This window comes from Planococcus sp. 107-1 (genome assembly GCF_021513255.1).
GTDB lineage: Bacteria > Bacillota > Bacilli > Bacillales_A > Planococcaceae > Planococcus.
On the sequence record NZ_CP090977.1, the window covers coordinates 1,841,681 to 1,857,992 of the forward strand.

The 16,312-nt window shown below is 42.7% G+C and carries 15 protein-coding genes, 2 pseudogenes and 1 riboswitch; of the genes and pseudogenes, 10 read left to right on the forward strand and 7 right to left on the reverse strand.

The annotated features are described in order from the left end of the window. The first annotated feature begins 185 nt into the window (after window positions 1-185). Window positions 186-776 carry a DedA family protein gene (locus tag L0M13_RS09745; RefSeq protein ID WP_235196317.1) on the forward strand — a complete coding sequence of 197 codons (591 nt, stop codon included), beginning with the start codon at window positions 186-188 and terminating at the stop codon, window positions 774-776. 207 nt (window positions 777-983) lie between these two features. On the opposite strand, the gene L0M13_RS09750 is transcribed toward L0M13_RS09745, so the two are convergent. Further along, entirely contained in the window at window positions 984-2,858 is a 1,875-nt protein-coding gene (locus L0M13_RS09750; protein WP_235196318.1) for a serine hydrolase domain-containing protein, read from the reverse strand. Window positions 2,859-3,383: 525 nt separating this feature from the next. On the opposite strand from L0M13_RS09750, the gene L0M13_RS09755 reads away from it, so the two are divergent. Then, window positions 3,384-4,061: a YoaK family protein gene (locus L0M13_RS09755; protein WP_235196319.1), complete on the forward strand. Its 678-nt coding sequence runs from the start codon at window positions 3,384-3,386 to the stop codon at window positions 4,059-4,061. 37 nt (window positions 4,062-4,098) lie between these two features. Here the strand turns inward: L0M13_RS09755 and L0M13_RS09760 are convergent, their stop codons facing one another. Then, window positions 4,099-4,230 carry a DUF1232 domain-containing protein gene (locus tag L0M13_RS09760; protein WP_235196320.1) on the reverse strand — a complete coding sequence of 44 codons (132 nt, stop codon included), beginning with the start codon at window positions 4,228-4,230 and terminating at the stop codon, window positions 4,099-4,101. A gap of 16 nt (window positions 4,231-4,246) precedes the next feature. Continuing rightward, window positions 4,247-4,759, reverse strand: coding sequence for a helix-turn-helix domain-containing protein (locus L0M13_RS09765; RefSeq protein ID WP_235196322.1), 513 nt, complete (start codon window positions 4,757-4,759; stop codon window positions 4,247-4,249). Between the two features lie 161 nt (window positions 4,760-4,920). On the opposite strand from L0M13_RS09765, the gene L0M13_RS09770 reads away from it, so the two are divergent. From L0M13_RS09770 to L0M13_RS09780, 3 genes are all read left to right on the forward strand, one after another. Beyond that, a complete protein-coding gene (locus tag L0M13_RS09770) occupies window positions 4,921-5,856 on the forward strand; it encodes an LCP family protein (RefSeq protein ID WP_235196323.1) in 936 nt (311 codons plus the stop codon). A gap of 49 nt (window positions 5,857-5,905) precedes the next feature. Then, complete coding sequence (locus L0M13_RS09775) at window positions 5,906-6,193, forward strand: hypothetical protein (protein ID WP_235196324.1); 288 nt, start codon at window positions 5,906-5,908, stop codon at window positions 6,191-6,193. A 132-nt stretch (window positions 6,194-6,325) separates the two neighbouring features. Beyond that, window positions 6,326-6,796 (forward strand): DUF948 domain-containing protein, encoded by a 471-nt coding sequence (locus tag L0M13_RS09780; RefSeq protein WP_235196325.1) that lies wholly within the window; start codon window positions 6,326-6,328, stop codon window positions 6,794-6,796. Window positions 6,797-6,966: 170 nt separating this feature from the next. Here the strand turns inward: L0M13_RS09780 and L0M13_RS09785 are convergent, their stop codons facing one another. Further along, window positions 6,967-7,290, reverse strand: a complete 324-nt coding sequence (locus L0M13_RS09785; protein WP_235196326.1) for an IDEAL domain-containing protein — start codon at window positions 7,288-7,290, stop codon at window positions 6,967-6,969. A 348-nt stretch (window positions 7,291-7,638) separates the two neighbouring features. On the opposite strand from L0M13_RS09785, the pseudogene L0M13_RS09790 reads away from it, so the two are divergent. The 5 genes and pseudogenes from L0M13_RS09790 (at window position 7,639) to L0M13_RS09810 (ending at window position 12,455) form a co-directional block, all read left to right on the forward strand. Then, window positions 7,639-8,339: pseudogene (locus L0M13_RS09790) on the forward strand (DNA alkylation repair protein). A gap of 156 nt (window positions 8,340-8,495) precedes the next feature. Further along, window positions 8,496-9,236 (forward strand): Bax inhibitor-1/YccA family protein, encoded by a 741-nt coding sequence (locus tag L0M13_RS09795; protein WP_235196327.1) that lies wholly within the window; start codon window positions 8,496-8,498, stop codon window positions 9,234-9,236. 152 nt (window positions 9,237-9,388) lie between these two features. Next, window positions 9,389-10,550, forward strand: a pseudogene (locus L0M13_RS09800) (Gfo/Idh/MocA family protein). Between the two features lie 34 nt (window positions 10,551-10,584). Further along, the gene (locus L0M13_RS09805) at window positions 10,585-11,328 is read left to right on the forward strand and encodes a ThuA domain-containing protein (RefSeq protein WP_235196328.1); all 744 of its coding nucleotides are present in this window, start codon (window positions 10,585-10,587) and stop codon (window positions 11,326-11,328) included. A gap of 17 nt (window positions 11,329-11,345) precedes the next feature. Next, on the forward strand, window positions 11,346-12,455 hold the full coding sequence (locus L0M13_RS09810; protein ID WP_235196329.1) for a Gfo/Idh/MocA family protein: 1,110 nt from the start codon (window positions 11,346-11,348) through the stop codon (window positions 12,453-12,455). Window positions 12,456-12,606: 151 nt separating this feature from the next. Here L0M13_RS09810 and L0M13_RS09815 read toward each other — a convergent pair whose 3' ends face one another. The 3 genes from L0M13_RS09815 to L0M13_RS09825 form a co-directional block, all read right to left on the reverse strand. Then, entirely contained in the window at window positions 12,607-13,590 is a 984-nt protein-coding gene (locus tag L0M13_RS09815; protein WP_311195549.1) for a ketoacyl-ACP synthase III, read from the reverse strand. A 166-nt stretch (window positions 13,591-13,756) separates the two neighbouring features. Beyond that, the gene (locus tag L0M13_RS09820) at window positions 13,757-14,527 is read right to left on the reverse strand and encodes a DUF4240 domain-containing protein (RefSeq protein ID WP_235196330.1); all 771 of its coding nucleotides are present in this window, start codon (window positions 14,525-14,527) and stop codon (window positions 13,757-13,759) included. 145 nt (window positions 14,528-14,672) lie between these two features. Continuing rightward, a complete protein-coding gene (locus L0M13_RS09825; protein ID WP_235196331.1) occupies window positions 14,673-15,965 on the reverse strand; it encodes a M48 family metallopeptidase in 1,293 nt (430 codons plus the stop codon). 181 nt (window positions 15,966-16,146) lie between these two features. Next, a riboswitch (TPP riboswitch) is annotated at window positions 16,147-16,252 on the forward strand. Window positions 16,253-16,312 lie beyond the last annotated feature (60 nt).

The window sequence follows — 16,312 nt, forward strand, 5'->3', positions numbered from 1 at the left end:
TACCCGATTGTTCCTTTTTCAAGCAGAAAATGAAATTCATGCATTAAAAAAATCTGGAAACTGAAAAACAAAAGAAAAATTCCCTATTTTGACTTCCCATATATTATGGTATACTTTCTACTTTGTGGAGAGATTGGATTTTGCTGATTTCCTAGCAGCATCCACATGATATTGGAGGTTAAAACATGGAAGTTTTGATTTTACAGATGATGGAGGCGCTTAAAAGTCTGTCCTATTTCGGGATCATGCTGGCGCTGACTTTTGAATTTGTTCCCGCCGAGCTTGTGCTTCCCCTTGCAGGCTATTGGGTTTATGAAGGTGATCTTGTTTTATATGGCGCGATTTTAGCGGGTTCGATCGGTGGAGTTCTTGGGCCATTGACCTTATATGCACTAGGACGCTACGGCGGACGCCCGATGGTCATCAAATACGGGAAGTATTTTCTTGTCAAAGAAGAACATATTGATAAATCCGACCGCTTTTTCGAGAAATACGGTGCCGGTGTCGCTTTTTTAGGGAGATTTGTCCCTGGAGTCCGTACTGCCGTTTCCATTCCATGCGGTATGGCCAAAATGAATGTCTGGAAATTTATTTTCTTTACTTATATCGCAATGCTTCCGGTTACAACCATCTATGTCTACTTGGGCTACCGCCTTGGGCCTCAGTGGGCTATGGCGGGTGAATTATTCGGGCAATACGCAAATTACTTATTAATACCAATTGTCCTGGTCATTGTTTGGCTCGTGTTGAAACAACGAAAAGTACGATCAATTTAAAATTAAGTTTTAGATAGCCAACACAAAAAGCCATCAAAATTCTGATGGCTTTTTGTGTGTTTATAATCCGCTTTCATTCTTCTCCATATCTTTAACGGTTTTAGGTACGTCCAAAGTTAGAACCATATATTGGCTTTCTACAGGATTTTCCGTTCTTTTTACAGAAAAGCAGTGCCACTTAGCGATTCCCCTTCCCAAAACAAATAATCATGAGTAAAACTCCCAGATAATCATCAGGATGAAAAGAATTAAAAAATTTCCGATGGCCAGAACATAAACCGCTTTTTGTAAAGCGCTCAATCCTACCTTTTTCCATTTCACTGCCAGTTGAAAACTCAGGAATACACACGCAGCTGTTAATCCATAATTCAGCCAAATGTGGAGAATAATTTCCGAATAAGCGCGATCACTATTTTGCAGCATCCTTAAAGCTAAAACCATGATGTTAATCAACAAAGCGGTCGAACAGAAGTTCAAGGCAAAATACCAAACCGATATTGGTGAATACACTTCCTTCTTCAGCTTTTTCTTTAGCATTATAAACATTAAAAGTATGGTCATTCCAAACGAATAAACGATGACTAGTATGAACATCGCGAGACTAACCTTTAAAAATGGAATACTTTTATCCAGTGGAAGATAATCAGAAATGGAAGTTGAAATCTTTTTGACTTTGCTGTTTTCTACCTCAAAATAGAAATCCTGATTTGGCAAGAAAAGATTATCGCCTTTTTCCATTCTATACACATAAGCTTCTGTCTGGACATAAGTGGCTGTTCTGCCTGATATACTTACTTTAATCCGATCGGAACTAAGCGGGCTGATTTTTAAAGGAGATAAATAATAATAGACGCTTAGAAATCCACTGTGCATTCTGCGGGCCGTTATGTAAGTTCCACTTACTTCGTCTGCATCCGGCAAATCATCTCCGATTTTATGTTTTTTCTCACCGACTATCTCTTTTATCAAACCGTAGGACAAGTCTATTTCTCCTGCTTGATTGGTAAGAATCATGACCGCAAAATGGTCTTCCGGAACGATATGAAGATTTCCTGAAAAGGATGTCGTGTTGCCCGCATGAGTTACTCCCCTGTATTTCCCGTTATATTCCCACAAACCGTGTGCTACGCCTGGCATGTTCGAGTTCGCCTGATAGCTTGTGGACAATAATTCATCCAACGTACTTTCATTGTGAAATAAACGATTTCCCTCTTTTTCCAAAGAAGGCATTAATGCTTTCGCGAATAATGCTAAATCTTCAGCGGTTCCATTTATTCCGCCACTCGGATAAAGAGACATATAAAATGGTGTGGAAGGTTTAAATTGGGAAGGTTGCAATAATTCATACCCAACTGCTTTTTCAGTAAAGACAGAAAGATTTTCTTTAGTTGGCAAATAGACTGCTGAGTTATCGATGCCGACTTTCGAAAAAATATTTTCAGCAGCATATTCGTGGAATTTTTTAGTAGTCACCCGTTCTACCACAAAAGCAGCTAAAGAAGTCGAATAATTTGAGTAGGCCACCACTTCACCTGGCCGGTATACTTGCCGGGGTTCTGCAATCCTTAGCCCCTCTTCTAATGATTTCACCTGTGTTTCAGAAGCAAAACCCAAATCAAACACCCGATCTTCAAAACCCGCATTATGATTCATTAAATGAAGCATCGTAATCGGTTCACTAAAAGTGAGTTTACTTAGAAAGTTGTCAGGCAAATAGGATTGAATATCGGCATTCAAATCTAATTTCCCTTCTTCCACCAATTGCATGACTGCTGTCCATACAACCAATTTACTGATAGATCCCCATTCAAACACGGTACTTGCAGGGTCAACAGGTACTTTCTTGCTGACATCGGAGTAACCATAGCCTTTTGAAAGAACAATCTCACCCTCTTTCAAGATGACGATGCTTGCCCCTGCCACACTTGTGCCAATATAGTCTTCAACGTATTTGTCGACAAATTCCTCAAGATTTTGGAACGGGATACCTGACGGCGTCGAAGTTTCCGCTGCCTTCATTTTTTCGGCAGGCCATATGATCAATAACAAGAAAAGAACAAAAATGCCAACTTTTTTCTTCATTTTTACCTCCTGCTCAACTTAGTTCCGGATAGATTCTAATTTAATATATATAAGACCTTTTCGGAAAATCACTATAAAGAGGCATTGTGTTCATTTAATACATGCTTATAAGTTTATTTGTTTAAGAATGAAACAATTTTACCACTAATTATTTACTGGACAAAGGTAATTAGAATTATATAAATAATATTTATTTGTAAATTTAATATGGTAGTTGATTTAGGATGTCATGATTTATTCATTTATAGATAGAAAATTCATTCTATTTCCGACAACATTAGTCAGCTTCTGCCGCTTCTTGTAGTCAGAGGAGGATTGAACTTTTATAACTCAAGTCCCTAGACAGCTCTCATATAGACGGCTGACATAAAGAACCTTATCATAGGGCTTTTAATAGGATGGAATTATTTCTTTAACTAACATTTTCTGTTATGCCAAATGAATATTTCATTGCATAGATTGGGAGCTTTAACTTATAAAAGGTAACAATTAAGGAATAATAATGATTAAGGAGAAATGAACAGGATGTTAAATCGAAACAAAAAGAGCAATCCAGCTATCACTGCTATTACCATGATTGTCTGTTTCTTGATGGGCTTTATAGATGCTTATACGTTCTTAGTGCAGGATGAGGTATTTGCCAGTGCCCAGACAGGTAATTTTGTTAGTATGAGTGCCAAGCTTTTCTCTGGTGAATGGCGTGAAGCTTTAGGACATATTTGGGTAATTGCGGGATTTGCAGTCGGGGCGATTGCTGGAGAAGCGATGCTTGACCGTTATAAAGCAAAAGGAGTTGCTAAATACCGCTATTTCCTTTTCTTCCAGTCGGTCCTTTTGCTTTTGCCCGCGATTTTTGAAGAGCTGATGAATGATTTGGTCATATTAGTTTTCCTGGGCCTGCTTGCCGGCTATGCCCTTACGACGTTTCGGAACGTCAACCAAACTATGGTTAATAACGGTATCATGACCGGAAATCTGAAGAATTTGATGGGCTACTTTTATCAAATGCTTTTTCAAAAGGATAAACAAGCCAAGCTGCATCTTTTCAATTTGGCAACTGCCATTCTTATTTTCGTGCTAGGCGTCGGGGGCGGCACCCTCACTATTCTATTTAATGCAGGCTATCATTTATGGGGAGCTTTCTTCATTTCAGTAACCGCTTTTGGTTGGACAGTGTTCTCTCCTTCCTTTTCAAAAGCATAAAAAGCCATCGGTTACGATGGCTTTTTCCAGTGATTTTTTATCCGATTTTTGATTCCAGGCGGCTATTCGCCAATTGTACCGCGAGACAGTCATCCAAATAGCCAATCGCAAAGAGGTAATCATGGAGGAGATCAAGCGGCATGATGAAGTACAGCAAGGCGCCCCCCATTATGGCAAGCTCTTTCTTACTCCCCGCTCGCTTGTTCGTAGCTTTTCTGCCATTTTTTTAATAGCAAAAGATGGCGTCCAGCATTCCCGAAGTGTTTCACTTTCGAACTGAATGATTCTTTCACCATTTCTTGGCCTTCTTCAGTTTCAGCGAATAAAGAACAATGATCTAGTTCGGCCGATATCCGGTCAATCGTGATGCTTTCATCCTGCATTTTGATAAGTTCCAACATATGTTTCATTTCATCTATCGCCGGTTTTTGCTCAACTTTTTTCTGAACGTTTCGCATAGCAGCTTTCGGCAATTTCACCGTCTTTTCTTCGGCAGCGATTAAATCAGAAAGCGGCGTCTCTAATACTTGGGCAAAAACTTTTAAGTGGTCGAGTGTCGGCTTTCTTTTGCCATTCAGAATCCGAGAAATTGTCGCTTTGTCAACGCCAGTCAAATCAGCAAAATACCTCAATGTATAATTTCGCTCCGCCCATTTTTTTTGCAAGAATCCACCAATTCCATTTTTCAATTCTGTCATAAGCGACCTCCTTTTCACATTTATAGCGCCTGTTGTCTTGGTATCTCTACTTTAGGCAATCGTTGATGTATTGTCAAACAAGTTATTCGTTGACAATTTGTCAACATCACTTTAAACTCTTTGGAGACTGCGCGTTTTCTAAGAAACGATGAGGTGATGGAATGAAACGAGCAATACTACGAAAAAGCCGAAGAAAAAAAGTGACCATTACGCTGTTTGGCATTTTAATCGCTAGTTTAGCAATAGCCTGTGTCACAGCTTACAGCCAGTTTAATCCTAAGAAAACAGAAACTGCTGGTACAGCCCCATACATAAACAATGGATCTGAAAGTACGGACGAAGAAATTGCGGACATCGATATGAAGAGCTTCAACATCCTCTTGATCGGAAGTGATCGAAGAGAAGAGGAATACGGATTATCAGATGCATTAATGATTTTAAATTACCAGCCAGAATCCAAAGAAATTAAACTGGCCTCGATTATGCGTGATACTTATGTACACATTCCTAAATATGGGATGCAGAAAATCAACGCTGCCCATGCATTTGGCGGGCCTGAATTGGCCAGTGAAACAGTCGAAGAAAACTTTGGCATCAAAACTGACTTCTATGCAGCAGTTGATTTCAATAGTTTCCCGAAATTATTGGATCTCATTATCCCTAGTGGAATTGAAATTGATATTCCATATGAAATGTCCTATGGCATCGGCATGACGCTAGAGCCTGGAAAGCAGATTTTAAATGGCGATCAATTATTAGGATATGTCCGTTTCAGGCATGACAAAAATAGCGATTACGGACGCGTTGAACGGCAGCAGGAAGTGATGTCTGCTGTGAAAGACCAAGGAGTCGAATTTAAGACTTTACTCAATTTACGCAAAATTATTGAAGCTGCTGATACCTTTATTGATACGGACATCGATAAAAAATTGTTGCTCAGCATCGGAAAATCGATGATCCAAACCGGGACAGGCGAAATGGAAACACTGCGCATCCCGGCTCCTGATACATTTACTGAGGAAGGAAAAAATATCGGTGAAGTGCTCGTGTTGGATTTAGAAGCCAATCAAGAAGTGTTAGAGGAATTTTTCAATTAAGTTTCTTCCTTCAAGAATATATATCTTATGATCTGAAAGGAGTTTTCGAATGAAAAACTGGGAGCATATGGAATGGACCGAAAGCATTGACCATGGAATGACTGAAAATGGATTCCCCTTCTACCAAGTTGGAATCACTGGCTGGAATGGCAATGTTGCCTCTTCTGACAAAGAACAGCTGCTACTGATCCGGACTGAAAAAAATAATTTTTCGATAATCACGCATGTCCATTACGTTCACCCGGATGCCCGTTATAATCTACAAGCACGGAAATTGGCGAAAGAAATCAAATTCTATTTAGAAGACTCTTTTAGAGACGATTTTTCCACTACATAAATCCCATTACTTTAAAATTCCTTCTTCACTTCCGCCTATACCGATCAATCAAGGCAAAGAGCTGAGGTTAGTCATGGACCTCTAACGGGTATAGCACATCAAAGACATTTATCGATTTGAGGAGGAAAAAGAATGGATTCTACAATTTGGCTTTATGTAGCACTGGGAATCGTCGTACTTGGCATTATCATTGCAGGAATCGGAGTGTTCCTGATGATCAAAGGGATTAAAGAACCGATGAAAGAAATCAAAGGCTCTGCGAATAACCTAAAAGAACGCATGGACAATCTGAAACTTGAAACGACGAGCCTGCAGCACCACGCCAATGAAATCAAAGAGGACGTTCAAGTGAAGTCTGAAAAAATCACCTTGCTTGTTGACGCAGCAAAAGGCACAAAAAATTCTGTAGTCGATCTGAATTCATCTGTACGCGCCATAACAACTGATATCGCCCACCACGTTGACAATGACCGCTATCAGCAAAAGCAAGTCGAACAATGGAGCAACACCGCTGTAACGATGCTGGCGATGGCGCAGGAAAAACAGCTTCCTAAGCATAAATTGGAAGAACATGCAGACCCAGTATATGAATTTGAAAATTAAGCATGGAACATCAGAATCCGCGGCCACATTGGCCGCTTTTCTTTTTGCATAAAAAAGCGGCAAGAGCGACCGTATATCTCAACACTATTAACAAGTAAAGGAGCAGTGCAGCAAGTCGGGTAAAGACTTGCTGCACTGCCCCTTTACTACATTTTATTGAAATTAACGGATTAATTGACCGCTTGTTTTTTCTCATTCAACTGGCTGGAAAGATCTTGGAACCATTCTTTATCATCAGTAGCTAGTGCGAGGTCGATCAAGAATTCCAATTCTGCCACTTCTTTTGTTTCTGCTGCTGGAATGCTTTCGACTATTTGAATCGGCATGGCAATTGTCATGCCGATAATTGCCTCATTATCGCTCTCTACGACTGTAACGTTTACCGCTTCTTTCAGGACATTCATGGAATCGATATAACCGATAATCAATTCTCCGTGGCGGGACTTTCCTTTAACCCAATCACTTGTCTTTAAAATCATCTTGTTCGCTTCCATATTTATGCACCTACTTTATCTTATTTTAATCACTATGTGTGAATCTCTGGCTTACTGTCCTTGTTTCCCTAATGCATCCGTTGCAAACCACTTTTTGGATACTAACTTAAAATATCCCGGTTGCTGATTTTAATTTTACTCCTCCGTCAGACTCTGTACAATTTATATGCCTCGAATTCGAGATAAGTAATTCTAACTTTAATTGGTTAAGAATGCCGCCCCAGCACTGCCAGACCTTGTACTAAACGAATGGTTTTTATGATAAACTAACGAATATACGTTCCAGTATTTTAGTAATGTCATTCTTAAAACTGATTTTATTTACATAAAAGAAAGGATGCGACAGAGATGGAGCGAGATGCAGTATTGCAAGAGCTTGAAGCACTTGGCACGGAACGCACGAAGAACACCTATTTGAGAAATGGCGCACGCGAACCGCTATTTGGCGTCGCCACTGGCGCAATGAAGCCGCTGGCAAAGAAAATCAAGAAAGACCAAGCTTTAGCCGATGAACTTTATGCTACCGGCAACTATGATGCCATGTATTTTGCCGGTGTTATCTCAGATATGAAAACACCAGAAGAATTTGAACGCTGGATTGAAGGTGCCTATTTCTACATGCTTTCCGATTATGTCGTCGCAGTTTCGTTGGCGGAAGCACCATTTGCACAGGAACTTGCGGACAAGTGGATTGCGAGCGGCGAGGAATTGAAGATGTCTGCCGGATGGAGCTGCTATTGCTGGCTGCTCGGAAGATGGCCTGACAGTGAGTTCGACAAAAACAAACTTTCGGGGATGCTGGACCAAGTGGAAGAACATATCCACGAAGCACCTGACCGGACAAAAGTCTCCATGAACAGTTTTATCTCGACCATCGCTATTTCTTTTGAACCGCTTCATGAAAAAGCAGTGGAAACGGCTGCAGCAGTCGGCCCTGTTGAAATCCGAAAAGGCGAGAAAAAAGCAGCACTTTGCTTGCTTCTGAAACCATCCAAAAAGCGTTGGACCGGGGACAAATCGGATTCAAACGAAAATATGTGCGATGCTGATCACACAGCTTGCCCCCTTCACTTGCCTGGTATAGTGATGGGGGCTTCTCTTTTGAAAGAGCCGTCCCTGAATGATATGGATAAAACGAGTTTTCATTAACAGGCTTCAGCTATAAAAAGATATAATAAAGCCTGATCGAAATAATAGACGGGGTGATGTACATGAGAAGCGGCAATCCAAGTTTAAAAGACGACAAATTTATCAGATCGAGTGCAAGTGGAAATGGCCGTTTGATGACCATCCAAGGGACGGTCAATAAAACATTCATCCTCCTGCTCTTAGTATTGGCAACATGCATCTATTCGTGGAATCAATTTCTCAATGACCCAGGCAGTGTAACTCCGTTAATCCTTATCGGCGCAATTGGCGGATTTATCGTTGCTTTGATCACGATTTTCGTTCCCAAAATTTCGCCGATTACAGCACCGATCTATGCGTTGCTGGAAGGCTTGTTTATCGGGGCGATTTCCGCTCAGTACGAAGTGCAATTTGGCGGCATTGTGTTTCAAGCCGTTTTATTGACCATCGGTGTCTTACTGAGTTTATTGCTCGCCTATAAATTGGGCTTGATCAAAGTCACAGAGAACTTTAGGCTCGGGGTCTTTGCGGCAACCGGCGCAGTCTTTGTCGTTTATCTGATTTCCTTCATCGGCAGCTTTTTCGGCTTTCAAATTCCGTATCTGCATGAAGCAAGTCCGATCGGCATAGCCATTAGTGTAGTGATCGTCATCATCGCAGCTTTGAACCTCGTATTGGATTTTGACTACATCGAAAACGCAGCTGCAAAACGCGTCCCGAAATACTTCGAATGGTACGGTGCCTTTGGCTTGCTCGTGACACTGATCTGGCTCTATCTTGAAATTCTTCGCTTATTATCAAAAATTCGGAGTCGATGAAAAAACGCCCATGGGGCGTTTTTTTTATCTTCTCTTCCAAAACACACATGATAATTTCTCTTTAATAGGGTTTAAATTTGACAGAATATTAACTATTCAGGAAAATGAAATTGTGTTTGTTTATCAATTGAACAAAGATTGGAGATGATTATATGGATCAGTTGAATATTGGAATGGTCGGCTATAAATTTATGGGAAAAGCTCACAGCAATGCTTATCGTGCATTGCCGATGTTCTTTCCTGACCGCCTCCCCCTGGCGATGCAAGTAATATGCGGACGAAATAAAGAAGCAGTGGCATCAGCGGCGGACCAATTCGGTTGGGCGGAATTTAGCACTGACTGGAAAACGCTTGTTTCCCGGGATGATATTGACATCATCGATATCAATGCACCAAGCAATGCGCATAAAGCGATAGCGGTTGCAGCAGCTGGTGCTGGCAAACATCTATATTGTGAGAAACCGCTTGCCCTTTCTTTGGCAGATTCACGCGACATGCTTGAAGCCGCGGAAAGTGCTGGCGTGAAGCATATGGTCGGCTTTAACTACCGGTTTGCCCCTGCAGTGATTCTGGCTAAAAAATTGATCGAAGAAGGCCGCTTAGGCGATATCTACCATTTCAGGGGATGGTTTTTGCAAGACTGGCTGGTCGACCCGGACTTCCCCCTTGCCTGGCGTCTTCAGCAGGAAATAGCCGGTTCAGGTGCGCATGGAGATTTAGGTGCACATCTAATTGATATGGCGCATTATCTCGTCGGCAACATGAAAGAAGTTATCGGAATGAGCGAAACCTTCATCAAAGAACGGCCGCTTCCGGGTGAATCAGGCGGTTTTATCTGCGACAAGCGGATCCACGACAGAAACAGGACCGGTAACGGTTGATGATGCAACGCTATTTATGGCCCGTTTTGAGAACGGTGCACTTGGCAGTTTTGAAGCGACTCGATTTGCTTCCGGCCATCGCAGCACCAATTCATTTGAAATCAACGGTTCCAAAGGCAGCGTCATTTTTGACTTTGAACGCATGAATGAGCTGCAGGTCTATTTCACTAACGACCAAGAAGATGTCCAAGGATTCCGCCGTGTGCTCGCAACAGATTCAGCCCATGCCTATTCAGGCGTGTGGTGGCCGACTGGGCACCCGATCGGATATGAGCACACCTTTACACATGCTTTCGTTGAATTCCTGGATGCCATTCAAGAAGATCGGCAGCCTTCCCCGAATTTCAATGACGGGGTCAAATGCCAGCAAGTGCTCGAAGCTGTTGAACAATCGATAAAAGAAAGAAGATGGAATGACGTAGCAAGTCTTTAAAATAGGAATACAATCGGTTAGGAGTGAAGCATCCATGAAGAAAAAAGCGTTGATCGTGCAAGGCGGCTGGGATGGCCATGAACCGGAGCAGGTGGCGAATATCTACAAAGAGCTGCTCGTTTCGGAAGGTTTTGAAGTCGAGATTTCCGATTCCCTTGATGCCTATGCAGATGCCGAAAAATTGAAAGCGCTTAACTTGATCGTGCCGCATTGGACGATGGGAGAAATCGATCCCCAATATTTGCGCAATGTTTCAGAAGCGGTCATTAACGGGGTTGGGCTCGCAGGAAGCCACGGCGGCATGTGCGACTCTTTCCGGAAAAACGTAGATTGGCAATTTATGACCGGCGGCAATTGGGTTGCCCATCCCGGAAACGACGGCATTGAGTATATGGTCAATATAAAGCAATCCTCGAGCCCCATCCTAGAAGGTCTCGACGATTTTAAAGTCGTCAGCGAACAATACTACCTTCATGTCGACCCGGCTGTTGAAGTGCTGGCCACAACCCGCTTTCCAGTAGCCGCTGGGCCGCATGCATTAAATAAAGCTGTAGATATGCCGGTCGTTTGGACGAAGCGTTGGGGACTCGGACGCGTATTCTACAGTTCGCTTGGACATGCAGCAAATATTGTCGCGATGCCCGAAGTTTCGTTAATTATGAAAAGAGGATTTTTATGGGCTGCAGAAGGAAAAGAACTTTACAGCAGTTCAAACAATCAAAACCGAGCTGTTTTTGAAAACGCCCAAGTTTATACCGGTATGGGCGATAGCCAATGACCTCAGGAGGAAAAGGGATGAAACCATTTACAATCGGCATTATTGGCTGCGGGTACATAAGCTCCATTTACATGGAAAATATCCCGCAATACAACCATTTAGCATTAACAGCTTGTGCAGACTTGGATTTAGAGCGAGCTCAATCTCAAGCCGCCCAATTTGGCATTCCTAAAGCGTGCAGCGTGGATGAATTACTGGATGATCCCGAAATTGACCTGGTCATTAATTTAACTTTGCCAAAAGTCCACGCAGAAGTATCGCTTCAAATTTTGGAAGCCGGCAAACATGTGTATGTCGAAAAGCCATTGGCGATCCAGCTCGAGGATGCAAAACGCGTTTTAGAAAAAGCCGATGAAAAAGGATTGGTTGTCGGAAGCGCTCCTGATACTTTTTTAGGAGCTGGTATTCAAACCGCTCTTCAGCTGATTGAAAAAGGAGAAATTGGCGTACCCATTGGCGCGTCGGCATTTGTCATCGGACGAGGCCATGAACATTGGCATCCGAATCCCGCCTTCTATTATGAAAAAGGCGGCGGTCCCTTATTTGATATGGGCCCTTATCACCTGACCGCTTTGATTGCATTGCTTGGGCCGGTAGAGCGAATTGCCGGATCCGCCCGCATCAGTTATCCCGAACGAACCGTCTCAAGTGAACCGAATACCGGGCAGAAAATCACCGTTTCCACGGAAACACATATTGCCGGAACAATCGATTTTGCCTCCGGTGCGATTGCCACGCTCACATCGAGTTTTGATGCTTTTGGCGGTTCTTCCTTGCCGCCCATTGAAATCTACGGCAGCGAAGGAACCTTGCTCGTACCGGATCCAAATACATTTGGCGGACCGGTCCGGATACGAAAAAAAGGGGATGAAACTTTTTCCGACATTCCGCTAATTTCAGATTTTCAGGGAAATGAACGCGGACTCGGTGTAGCGGACATGGCGCACGCCATCTTGAATGGAGAGAAACATCGTGCTAGCGGACAGCTTGCGCATCACGTGCTTGAAGCGATGCACGGTTTCCTGATTTCATCGCAAAAAGGCGTTTATTACCAAATGGAGAGCAGTTGTGAGAAACCTGAAGCTTTATCCGTTAACGGCCAGGCGTTTAAGCAAACAACTTCATAAAGAAGGCGAATTGATGATTATTGGCTTCCGCTATAAAGGTGTTCTTCATGAATGCTTCCGGAATCCTTAATCTTTTAAAATGCTGTTTGATAGATTTAATACAAAAGGAGTTGACCCAAAAGTAAATGGGGACAACTCCTTAATATTTCGCTTAGATCGACCAATTGATTAACATCCCCGCATGCGTCAAGCCCCCGCCGAAACCATATAACAACAAGTTATCACCCGCCTTGATCTTTCCTTCCTGCACCCCTTTGTCCAGTGATAGCGGAATGGATGCCGCAGACGTGTTTCCAAAATACTCCAAACTGTAAATGGTCCGTTCAAGCGGCAAATCATTTCTGCTGCAGATGGACTCAATGATCCGGAGGTTTGCACTGTGCGGAACAAACCAATCCACACTCTCTTTTTCAAAATCGGCTTTATCCATCAAGGCCTTCATTCCTTTCGGTACGGTGTTGACTGCCCATTTATAGACTTCGCGTCCATTTTGCGTGACAAATCCATTGACCGCTAATTCGTTGCCGAACATTTGCGTTGAAAGATCTGTACAGTAGAGGTTATGGGCTAATTGTCCATCCGTACCGGCATGTGAAGCGATGAAGCTTGGCAAACTTTCGTCGTATTCAACAAGAACCGCTCCCCCACCGTCTCCAAACAAAATACAAGTGGAACGGTCGCTGTAATCCAGAATTTTCGAGAAGGTTTCTGCACCAATTACCAAAATCTTTTTGTTCATGCCGGCTGTTATCAAACCGTTGGCAACCTGCAGTCCATAGGTGAACCCCGAGCATGCTGCATTCAAATCAATGGCACCCGTATTCGGGATGCCAAGCTTCGCCTGCACCAAGGCAGATACGCTCGGCGTCTTAAAGTCCGGTGTCATCGTACAAACAATGATCATGTCGACATCCTCCAACGTTTTATCAAAACGCTCCCTTAAATTTTCAGCAGCTTTTATGCAGATGTCACTTGTGAATTCACGTTCATCCGCGATTCGGCGTTCTTTAATGCCCGTCCGTTGGACGATCCATTCATCATTCGTATCAATCATTTCTTCCAAGTCATGGTTAGTCAATATTTTTTCAGGCACATAGGAACCGATGGCTGTAATTCTGGCTTTAGAAATAATCAATAATCTCATCCCTTCAAGTTGCTTACGCCTAATTCTATCATCAACTATTAGTAATAGGTACTAATTTTACTGAATAAAAAATGCCTAGGATGAATTGGTTAAGTTTTCATCCTAGGCTTGGCTTTGATGGATTGTCATTTTTGACTGAAACTTCGAATTTTCTTCATTAACCTAAAGGATCTTCTCCGTACTTTGCCCATAACTTCGGAAACTTGCGGCTCAAGGTTGCTTCGTCATCTTCATCCCAGTCAAACTCGATTTCCGGAGTCGGACCTTCATCTCCCGCTAAGGAATTGTATATATTGAGAAAATCTTCTTGCTCAAGCCCAGTCTTTTCTTCAAAGGCGATCGTCGCACACGACAGTAAATCTTCGAATTCAGGCACCTCTTCTTCATCTAAATAAGGCATGATGCTTTCTGGATCCGCTATTGCTTGTTCATAAACTTCTTTCCCAGCGAACACGAGCCATGCCCGAAAATAATCGAAGGAATCGTCTGAACATCCGCCCATGATGATGTAAGCTGCAGCCCACAAATCGGACGTATACGATTTTTGATAAACACGGTTAAATTGACTATCAAAATGGACGATTTCATTGATGGATTTTCTCGCTAGCTGTTCAATGAGCCACTCGAGCTGTTCTTCCATGAAATCACCTTTTTGATGAGCGGCATCGATTAACTGCCAGAACTCTGCCTCAGTCATCTGCCTGGCTTGGCCAATATTCTCTTCCTGTTCCCTGTAGCCTTTTTTCAGCTTTGACTGAATCAGTTTATTCGCTTCTCGCAGGCAATGTTCTTCTGAAGAAAACTCTTTCGTATTAATGGAGCCTTGCGTTCCGATTTTTCCGTAAGAGACGATAAACATATTTCCCTGCACTTTGATTTTCCAGAATTTGTTTGAAAATGAGGTGATGCAGACGAATGACTTTTCCATGGAATTCTCCTATCGTTCCTTATATAATCTGAATGATATTAACCCATATTATCATGTTTTGTCAGAAGGCCATCGTGCTAAAATAAAAAAATCCGCCAAGAATTGGCGGATTTGAACTTATTTCTTTTAATTTAATTTCGTCCCATTAAAATCCAGTTTCCAAATACTCGACAAATTCCGCCTCGGATGACGCTTCTGCATAATCCATGGCTGACATCCCATCCGGGCCCTCAAGCTCCGGATCAGCGCCATAATCTAAAAGCAATAAAGCCGTATCGTATTCACCATAATAAACGGCATTCCCGATGGCGGTGTCATAATCATCCATGGAATTAACGTTTGCTCCATTTTCAATTAAGTATGCAGCCATTTCGTTATCACCATTAAAAACTGCATACATTAAAGCGGAACTTCCATCAGCATCGACTGCATGAATATCTTCTCCATTAGCTACAGCTTCTTCAGCACCTGCTAAATCGCCCTCAGCTGCGGCAACAATCAATGGCGTCTGCCCATCAATCGAAAAATCTTCCTCAGCATAAAGCGCATCGTCAAACCCATTTAGAAATTGGGAGTAGACGAGTGTTCCACCGGCAAAAAGCGCAATGCTAATGAAATAAACAGCTGTTATGCCCACAAAAATCAGTGTTGCACCAATGGCAATTCTTCCCGTATTCTGTGTGTAGATAGGGGCATCGTTTCCTTCAAACTGTTGGATTGCCTGAATTCGTTTTGGCAGGAGCGGATGGGACGAAAGCACTTCGCTGAGCCAGACGATGCCGTTCGATTCAGATGAAATCTGTTCGCGGTAAGCTTCTTCATTGACTTCGCTATACATTTTCTTGCCGATGCCGAGAAGCGTCAATGCGCGTTTTGCAGCCGCAGCGTTTTGGATCGTGAAAGCTGCATGGCGGTCGCAAGTGTATTCACATGAGCGGCTATAGGCCTGGCTCAAGAAAGGAATAAACCCTGCCGGCACAATCAAAAGATTCTTCCAGACATGGCGTCGTTTCACATGTGCCAGTTCGTGGGCGATGATGAAGTCGAGTTCTTCTTGGCCCTGCTCACGTGCCAGTTCAAACACTTCTGAATATAAGACGACCATGTCGCGGCCGAAAAAACGGGTCGCAAAGGCGTTCAATGCACCCTCCGACTGAATGACAAAAACTTCTGGAACTTTTTTGAGTTCCATTTCTTTTGAAAGAATTTGCACTCGTTCGTAGACATCCGGAAATTGGCGTTCGTGGATCCGCACGCCGTTTCCGCGTATGGATCCTAACATCATGGCGTTGGCAAAAAGCATAAAAGCAAAAATGATAAGGGCTATGGCAATGCCGACGACAGAAATGATGGCGAATACATAAATGATGATACTGAAAATCAAGCTGGTGATGAAATAGATGGTTTCTCTGTTCGACTGAATTGCAGATTTGTCCAATGATCCTCTTCCCTTCAATATGGAATAACTTACATATAATAGCACATAGAGTCAGAAAGAAATACTTGAATTCAAAGTATTTGAATCCTGCCTTATGTTATTTAGGTGCTTTACTTCCTTATCCATATCCGCTACACTGAACTCAACCGGGCAAACCCGGCCCACAAAAACCGCATACCGTTTACTGCACTAGGGGTGCCCATTATGGCTGAGATGCAAGCGCAAGCTTCGATCCCTTATAACTCGATCAGGTTAGGACCTGCGTGAGGAAGTGCGGCGCATTTCTGAAATGATTCCTTTTGAAATTATTTGTAGATTATGGCTGCATCTTCGCGGATGCGGCTTTT

Coding starts and splice junctions, on each gene's coding strand:
- L0M13_RS09745 (WP_235196317.1), top strand. CDS start 186: ATGGAAGTTTTGATTTTACAGATGATGGAGGCGCTTAAAAGTCTGTCC.
- L0M13_RS09750 (WP_235196318.1), bottom strand. CDS start 2,858: ATGAAGAAAAAAGTTGGCATTTTTGTTCTTTTCTTGTTATTGATCATA.
- L0M13_RS09755 (WP_235196319.1), top strand. CDS start 3,384: ATGTTAAATCGAAACAAAAAGAGCAATCCAGCTATCACTGCTATTACC.
- L0M13_RS09760 (WP_235196320.1), bottom strand. CDS start 4,230: ATGGGGGGCGCCTTGCTGTACTTCATCATGCCGCTTGATCTCCTCCAT.
- L0M13_RS09765 (WP_235196322.1), bottom strand. CDS start 4,759: ATGACAGAATTGAAAAATGGAATTGGTGGATTCTTGCAAAAAAAATGG.
- L0M13_RS09770 (WP_235196323.1), top strand. CDS start 4,921: ATGAAACGAGCAATACTACGAAAAAGCCGAAGAAAAAAAGTGACCATT.
- L0M13_RS09775 (WP_235196324.1), top strand. CDS start 5,906: ATGAAAAACTGGGAGCATATGGAATGGACCGAAAGCATTGACCATGGA.
- L0M13_RS09780 (WP_235196325.1), top strand. CDS start 6,326: ATGGATTCTACAATTTGGCTTTATGTAGCACTGGGAATCGTCGTACTT.
- L0M13_RS09785 (WP_235196326.1), bottom strand. CDS start 7,290: ATGGAAGCGAACAAGATGATTTTAAAGACAAGTGATTGGGTTAAAGGA.
- L0M13_RS09795 (WP_235196327.1), top strand. CDS start 8,496: ATGTACATGAGAAGCGGCAATCCAAGTTTAAAAGACGACAAATTTATC.
- L0M13_RS09805 (WP_235196328.1), top strand. CDS start 10,585: ATGAAGAAAAAAGCGTTGATCGTGCAAGGCGGCTGGGATGGCCATGAA.
- L0M13_RS09810 (WP_235196329.1), top strand. CDS start 11,346: ATGAAACCATTTACAATCGGCATTATTGGCTGCGGGTACATAAGCTCC.
- L0M13_RS09820 (WP_235196330.1), bottom strand. CDS start 14,527: ATGGAAAAGTCATTCGTCTGCATCACCTCATTTTCAAACAAATTCTGG.